Source organism: Longimicrobiales bacterium (assembly GCA_028823235.1).
GTDB lineage: Bacteria > Gemmatimonadota > Gemmatimonadetes > Longimicrobiales > Gaopeijiaceae > UBA2589.
Genome location: JAPKBW010000046.1, coordinates 1 through 5,905, shown reverse-complemented (window position 1 = coordinate 5,905; position 5,905 = coordinate 1). Strand labels below are relative to the sequence as shown.

Annotated in this window: 6 protein-coding genes; 2 read left to right on the top strand and 4 right to left on the bottom strand. The window is 61.9% G+C overall.

The features are described 5' to 3' along the window. Together OSA81_13155 and OSA81_13150 are read left to right on the top strand one after the other, a co-directional pair. Window positions 1-302 (top strand): hypothetical protein (locus OSA81_13155; GenBank protein ID MDE0899949.1); only part of this gene is annotated, 302 nt, incomplete at its 5' end. A 333-nt stretch (window positions 303-635) separates the two neighbouring features. Next, the gene (locus OSA81_13150) at window positions 636-1,469 is read left to right on the top strand and encodes a hypothetical protein (protein MDE0899948.1); all 834 of its coding nucleotides are present in this window, start codon (window positions 636-638) and stop codon (window positions 1,467-1,469) included. Window positions 1,470-1,775: 306 nt separating this feature from the next. Here the strand turns inward: OSA81_13150 and OSA81_13145 are convergent, their stop codons facing one another. The 4 genes from OSA81_13145 to OSA81_13130 all read right to left on the bottom strand — a co-directional run bounded on the left by OSA81_13145 (window position 1,776) and on the right by OSA81_13130 (window position 5,797). After that, window positions 1,776-2,948 (bottom strand): amidohydrolase family protein, encoded by a 1,173-nt coding sequence (locus OSA81_13145; GenBank protein ID MDE0899947.1) that lies wholly within the window; start codon window positions 2,946-2,948, stop codon window positions 1,776-1,778. Between the two features lie 154 nt (window positions 2,949-3,102). After that, window positions 3,103-3,390, bottom strand: coding sequence for a hypothetical protein (locus OSA81_13140; GenBank protein ID MDE0899946.1), 288 nt, complete (start codon window positions 3,388-3,390; stop codon window positions 3,103-3,105). Window positions 3,391-3,514: 124 nt separating this feature from the next. Beyond that, window positions 3,515-4,456: a hypothetical protein gene (locus OSA81_13135; GenBank protein ID MDE0899945.1), complete on the bottom strand. Its 942-nt coding sequence runs from the start codon at window positions 4,454-4,456 to the stop codon at window positions 3,515-3,517. Window positions 4,457-4,795: 339 nt separating this feature from the next. Further along, complete coding sequence (locus OSA81_13130; GenBank protein ID MDE0899944.1) at window positions 4,796-5,797, bottom strand: serine hydrolase; 1,002 nt, start codon at window positions 5,795-5,797, stop codon at window positions 4,796-4,798. Window positions 5,798-5,905 lie beyond the last annotated feature (108 nt).

The following is a 5,905-nucleotide window of genomic DNA, read 5'->3' as shown; positions in this document are numbered from 1 at the left end:
ACCTCCTCGAGGTCGAGGTCGACGCCGGTGAGGTCGAGTTTGAGGCCACTCGCCTTCGATACTCAAACCAGAGCGCTCAGCGATACCGAATCGTCGAGGGCGATCCGCTCTCGGCTTCCATCGAATATCGGGCTGACTTCGCGTTTGCTCGGGATGATTGGCAAGTGCGTACCGAAAGCCTGTTGGCTGTGACCTGCGACGCAACCCAGTTCCACCTCGATGGCCGCATTACCGGCTACGAGGGAACCAGGGTCGTCTCCGAACGCACATGGGAGGAGCACATCCCGCGTATCGCCTACTAAGAGTCTGATCCCCATCGATCTGTCTGGAGGCTTGTCCCGCGGTGGGAATCGAACGCCATCGACTTTGAAACGGCCCGTGAGGACAGAAACTCTGCGTGTGCTGTCGGTCGTTCAACCGCCGACGACAACGAAAGCACCCTTGAAGGTTCATGCCTGATCCCGTCCTCCCGACAACGGGTACGACGACTTCAACATCGAGATTCACGGCATGCGACCTGCCGACACCTCTGATGCGCCGGACTTAGACCACGTATGGCCCGAAGTGGCCGACCTGATCGGTGGTCGACTTGCCATTGCCCGCAACACGGCGGAACGCGGTGCATACTGCTGCCTGTGTCGGTGATCTACGCGGTTCTCTCGACATTTTCAATCGCATTGAGTGACTTCTTCGCGTCTGGCGTCACTAAGAGAGAGCGCGCCAGCGAGGTCACTTCGACGGTGCTACTTGCCGGTGTTTTCGTAATGGCGGTCGTCGCCGTGTTCTGGTCTGGCAACCCAACAACCTCTGACCTGGCACACGGGACTCTCGCCGGAGCCGCCAACAGTGTTGGCATTTTGTTGTTGTTTGTCGCGTACTCCCGCGGGTCGTTGCGAACCGCGGCGCCAACTGCAGCAGTAGTGATGTCTAGCGTCCCGGTGTTGTGGGACCTTCTCGTTTCGGGTGCCTCACCGTCGACGGTCACCTCGATCGGCCTCGCGTTGGGCGTTGTCGCCATTGCGTTGTCGTCCTACGAGCGTGGAGATCCTGGTGACGGGTCGGCCGGCCTCTTCGTAGCGGGTTTGGCCGGGGTCGTCTTTGGCATCATGTTGATCCTGCTCAGTTACATCGGGGACGACGCTGGCGGTTCACCGCTCTTGCTCCAACGCGTCGTGGCGTTTCTTATTGCGATCTCGGTCACTCGCGCTACCGGACCTCGGCTCTTTCCGAGGGAGCGGAGCGCCTTCATCTCTTCGTTCGTGGCTGGCATCTTTGCGATCGCAGCAGTGGTCCTGTTCGTTCTTGCCCTCAGAGGCGGGAGCCTCGCTGTGGTGAGCGTCGTGTCCTCGCAGTACGCGGCGGTGGCCGTGCTCCTTGGTGTTGCCATACGAGGCCAGAAAATGTGGTGGTGGCAGGCATTAGGGCTCGGTGGATCAAGCCTCGCGGTCGCCTTGATCGCTATTGGGTAGGGCGCCCGGTTCGACAACGGCCGCCCGGAGGCTGTCCGTCAACCATGCGTAAAGCGCCATCAACTCGACGCTGTCCGTCGCGGCAAGTCACTCGAAGAAGTTTCCCCGCCCAACTGACCTGGACAATGCAGACTGGACTTGACCTAGGCCTGCCCACATCTACACGTGGGGGTTGACGGCCACCCCCACCACCCAGGGGGGTATGGCATCAAGGTCGGACCACAACTGGAAGTCTTCTAGCCAAGTTTCCGGTTAGGTGAAAATTAGGGCTATGGCAGAGTGGCGGCGACTGGGTGTCCCACCCGATCAGACCGGGGTCGGTGCGGTACCGAGGAAGCGCTCCCCGTTGCCGGCGTAGAACGCCTCGACCGCGGCCGGATCGACCCCGTCCATGGTCGCCTCGAACTTCCGGATCGGATCGCTCGAGCCCTCGGGATGGGGGTAGTCGGAAGCGAAGCAGAGCATGTCGGGACCGAGCTGTTCAATGAGCCAGCCGACCGGCTCGCCGGCGAACGGCGCAAAGCGGACGCGCTCGCGTGCGATGTCGGAAGCCCTGCGGCTCCGAGGAGCAACACTACGGGTCGACCGTTCCACGAAGTCGAGCTTGTGGAGCCAGCCCGGCACCCACGAGGCCCCATGCTCGAGCGAGAGGCACCGCAGGCCGTCGTGACGCTCGAAGACCTCGTCGAGGATCATCGCCGAAAGGAACAGCTCGGCCGAGTTGTGCATCGCGACGAGACCCAGGTTCGAGTCCGGCGCATCACCGCCCACGGCAGTGGAGCCACGCCCGTTGTTCTTGAAGCTCGGCGAGACGGGGTCGTAGTGGCCGTTCACCGCGATGTGCACCAGCAGCGGCACGTCCTGTTCAGCGAAGCGAGCCCAGATCGGATCGAAGTCGGGATGCGTGAACGAGCGTGCTTCGGGATCAGCCTCGTTCGTGTCCACCATGACCGTGTAGCAACCATCGACGAACGCCTCGTCGAGGAGTGCGCCGGCAACGTCGGGACCGAGTGAGAGTGGCACGTACCCTCCGGCGAGCAACCGATTGTCGTGGGCACAGAAGCGGCCCATCGCGCGGTTGTGGACCCGGGCACCGATTTCGAGCGCCTTTGCGTTGTCCTCGTGAGCGATCTGGTGGAACGAGAACGTGCCGAGGACGATCTGACGCTCGAAGCCGAGGACGTCGAGGGCGTGGGACCGCTCGGCCGGATCGAACGCACCGAGGCGGGACCACGGACTACGGCTGATGTCGAACATGCCCGCTTCGAACTTGGCCATCAACTCGGGGTCGGCCTTCCGACGATCGAGGTGCTCACGGCCCCGCTCAATGGCCTCCAAAGAGACAGGCAGGTCTGTCTGTGCCTCCATCGGCCGGATAAAGGCGGCTTCGTCGTCGGTCGCGACAGCGCGAAGGAAGTCGTCGAGTTCGAAGAGGTGGCTGTCGACGTCGATGATCCGTCGGTTTCCTGCATACGTCATGCCGGTGCGTCCCTGTTTGGCTGGCGGAAGCGAACCTCACTCTACGTGTGGTGTCGGAGGGGGGACTTGAATCCCCCCAGTCAACGCCATCACGGCCCCAGGTCAGTCGGTCTTGCCTTTGCCGTACAAGGTCACCCGCTCATTCGGTTGCCGCTCAACTAATCATGTAGTAGGTCGTTCCGGCTTCCTGGTGCTCGTGGAAACCGGTTCCCTTGGCTTCGGCCGCCTCTGCCGCTGCTTCATGGGTCGAGTAGATCTCACCTTCGCAACCGTCGATCTTCCCCATCTCGCCATCCTCGAACGCGCGATCTTCCCCGGCTGGATCGGCGGGTGCCTCGATCGGAGCATCGGCTGGGTCTTCGCTGAGGGCCGACACGCCGCCCACCGACAGCGAGAACACTGCCAAGGTGAGGGCTGCCACCAGAGAGACGAGAATGCGCACGCTTCGATTCTAGATCCAACGGCCGACTCACGCCAGCGCAGCAGGACAGCCAGAAGGGCCTCCAGGCTGCTGTCAGGGTGTGTCACCCCCGTGGCTGCCTGCGTGGCTGCCTGGCGGAGTCGGGTCAGTTGTTGAGGATGTGCCGGTAAGGGCCGTCCGGATGGAGGTACTCGGTCAACTCCTCGTAGTCGATCTCTAGGTGGTCCGAACTCGACCCGCAGCACCCTCCCGGAAACCAGACGGTGTAGGGCTGGGCGTGCAGTGCAAGGGTGTCAGGACCCATGGTGAAGTCAAGCGACCTTACGAACTCGACAGTCAACGGTCCGACCAGCCACTCGTCGGGATCCTCACCGCTTTCGACCCAGCGGCGGCGGATGACCTCTACGAGTTCGGCCTCCCAAACCGAGCCGTCCTTGAACAAATCAGGAAGATCGAAGAGCATTCGCGATTTGTAGTCACTTGCCGACATGTCCGGATGGCGGTCGCCAAACACGTCGAAGTTCAAAGTCGCCACAGGGCTAGCAGTCGTGTTCGCACACGGATGGTTCTGGCCAAATGACAGGTACACGCTGTGTAATCCGTCGTTCGAGTAGGGAACGACGCCACTGATGGCAAGGTAACCGGGGGAGCCACAGCCACGGTGTTGTGTCTGATCTGAACGTTGCTCTTCTCCGGTGAGCCTTAGTTCTGAGAAGCGGTCACGTGAATCGATGAAGTAGTCGAGAATCCCTCGAGCCACCACTGAGCGAACCTCTGAGTTGATCACCTCTGCTGCTTCCCCGGTCTTAAGCGGGTACTGAATCCGCAACCGATGACTGAACCAGAACTCCTCTGAGTCGAAATCGCAGGTGATCTGAACCACCAACTCTTCGAAGCCACCGACCTCTGTCTCCCAACCGGCACCGCCCCAACCCTCCCATCCCCTTTCAGGGGAATCAGCCGACAAGAGTTGCTCTTCGCACACCTGCCCGTCGGGCAAGAATTCAGCGATCGCTGAAAGCACTAGCAGTTCATCGGAAACCGTTGTTGCGCTAGAAGCAGGCGCCGCTGATGTCTCCGTCGTCATTCGTGCCGCAGTAGTCGTGGTTGAAGGAGTGGTTGTCGGTGCCTGAGTCGTCGTCGGCCTTGCAGTCGTAGTCGGTGGGACAGTGGTCGTGGTTGGCGGCAACGTCGTGGTTGGCGGCAACGTCGTGGTCGTCGTGACCACGGTTGTGGAGGGTTGCGCTTCCAACTCAGAATCACCGGATCTGCTGCACCCAGCAATCAACACCACCGCAACCAGTAGCCCCGCAACCGTCCTCATGCCCCACGTTACGTCCCTCGACCAGCAGGACAGCCAGAAGGGCCTGGCCAGTTCGCTACAGCGGTGTCGGAGGGGGGACTTGAACGCCCCCAGTCAACGCCATCACAGCCTGCGGAACAGGGTCTGGTTGAGGAGCTGCCAGATCTCGGAAGTGACATCGCCGCCCGTCAAGTCACCTCTCGGTGCCGAGCCGAGACGGACCACGACTGCTTGGTGACTTCGAGTTACAAGGCAGAACTGGCCCATCGCACCGAGGGCGGCAACTGTGTCGGCGGGTGCGTTGGGGATCAGGACACTGTCGACAGGGTCTTCCACCAAGGGTCGGAGAATGGGCCGCTGGCCGTTCAACCACCAGAGCAGGCCGTAGGCACGGTTCAGGTCCTGAGATGGCGTCAGGAGTTCGGTCAGCGACTCTGCTCCGAGCACCCGACGGCCAGCCACGGCCCCCTTGTTCAGCACCATGTTCCCGAGTCGGGCCAGGTCGCGAGCTGAGGTGAGCAGAGCCTCGATTGGTCTGCCGTCGAGGTATGTCATTCCCGCCCGTTCGATCCAGGTCGAATCCTCCATCCGCAGCGGCCCGGCCAACCAGTCGTCGGTCAGATCTTGGAGCGTCCGTCCCGATGCGGCTTCAAGGAGCGGTTTGAGTTGGTGCCACGTAGGACCGAGGCTGTACCACCAGCGCGTCCCCGGCGGGGCGGCATACGACATGTCATCACCCAGTCCCGACGTCATCGTAAGGAGATGCCAAACAGTGATGGCGACCTCTTCGTCGGGGGTCGCCTGGCTCCACCCTCGACCGAGGTGCTTAGAGACAGGATCGTCGAGTCGCAGCAGGCCCCGTTCGGCGCCGATCGCGACGAGAACGGCAATGACGCTTTTCTGACCGGAGGCGATGTCGTGCCGCATTCGGCCATCTGGCAGCGGTTCAAACGGAAGACCCGTCCCGCCTTCCGGCTCGCCGAGGTTCGGTGCACCGTCGAAACCGATCCAGCCCGGGGCATTGGTCGGCCTGTCGATCTCGATGACGGTCTCGCCTGCGACCTGGACGAGCAACGCCGTTGTCGATGTCTCATCAACCCAAGACTCCAGCGACGTATCACCCATCTCCGGAGTATGTCACGCCCGTTTAGTCAGTCGCCTCCTGCTTCCTCTATGTACAGGCGCGACGAAAACCGCTGTCAAACAGCGGTTCCCTACGTGTCGGAGGGGGGA

Bases quoted from the DNA above. Each gene is read 5' to 3' on its own strand.
- OSA81_13145 (MDE0899947.1), bottom strand. From the start codon at position 2,948: ATGACGTATGCAGGAAACCGACGGATCATCGACGTCGACAGCCACCTC.
- OSA81_13135 (MDE0899945.1), bottom strand. From the start codon at position 4,456: ATGACGACGGAGACATCAGCGGCGCCTGCTTCTAGCGCAACAACGGTT.
- OSA81_13130 (MDE0899944.1), bottom strand. From the start codon at position 5,797: ATGGGTGATACGTCGCTGGAGTCTTGGGTTGATGAGACATCGACAACG.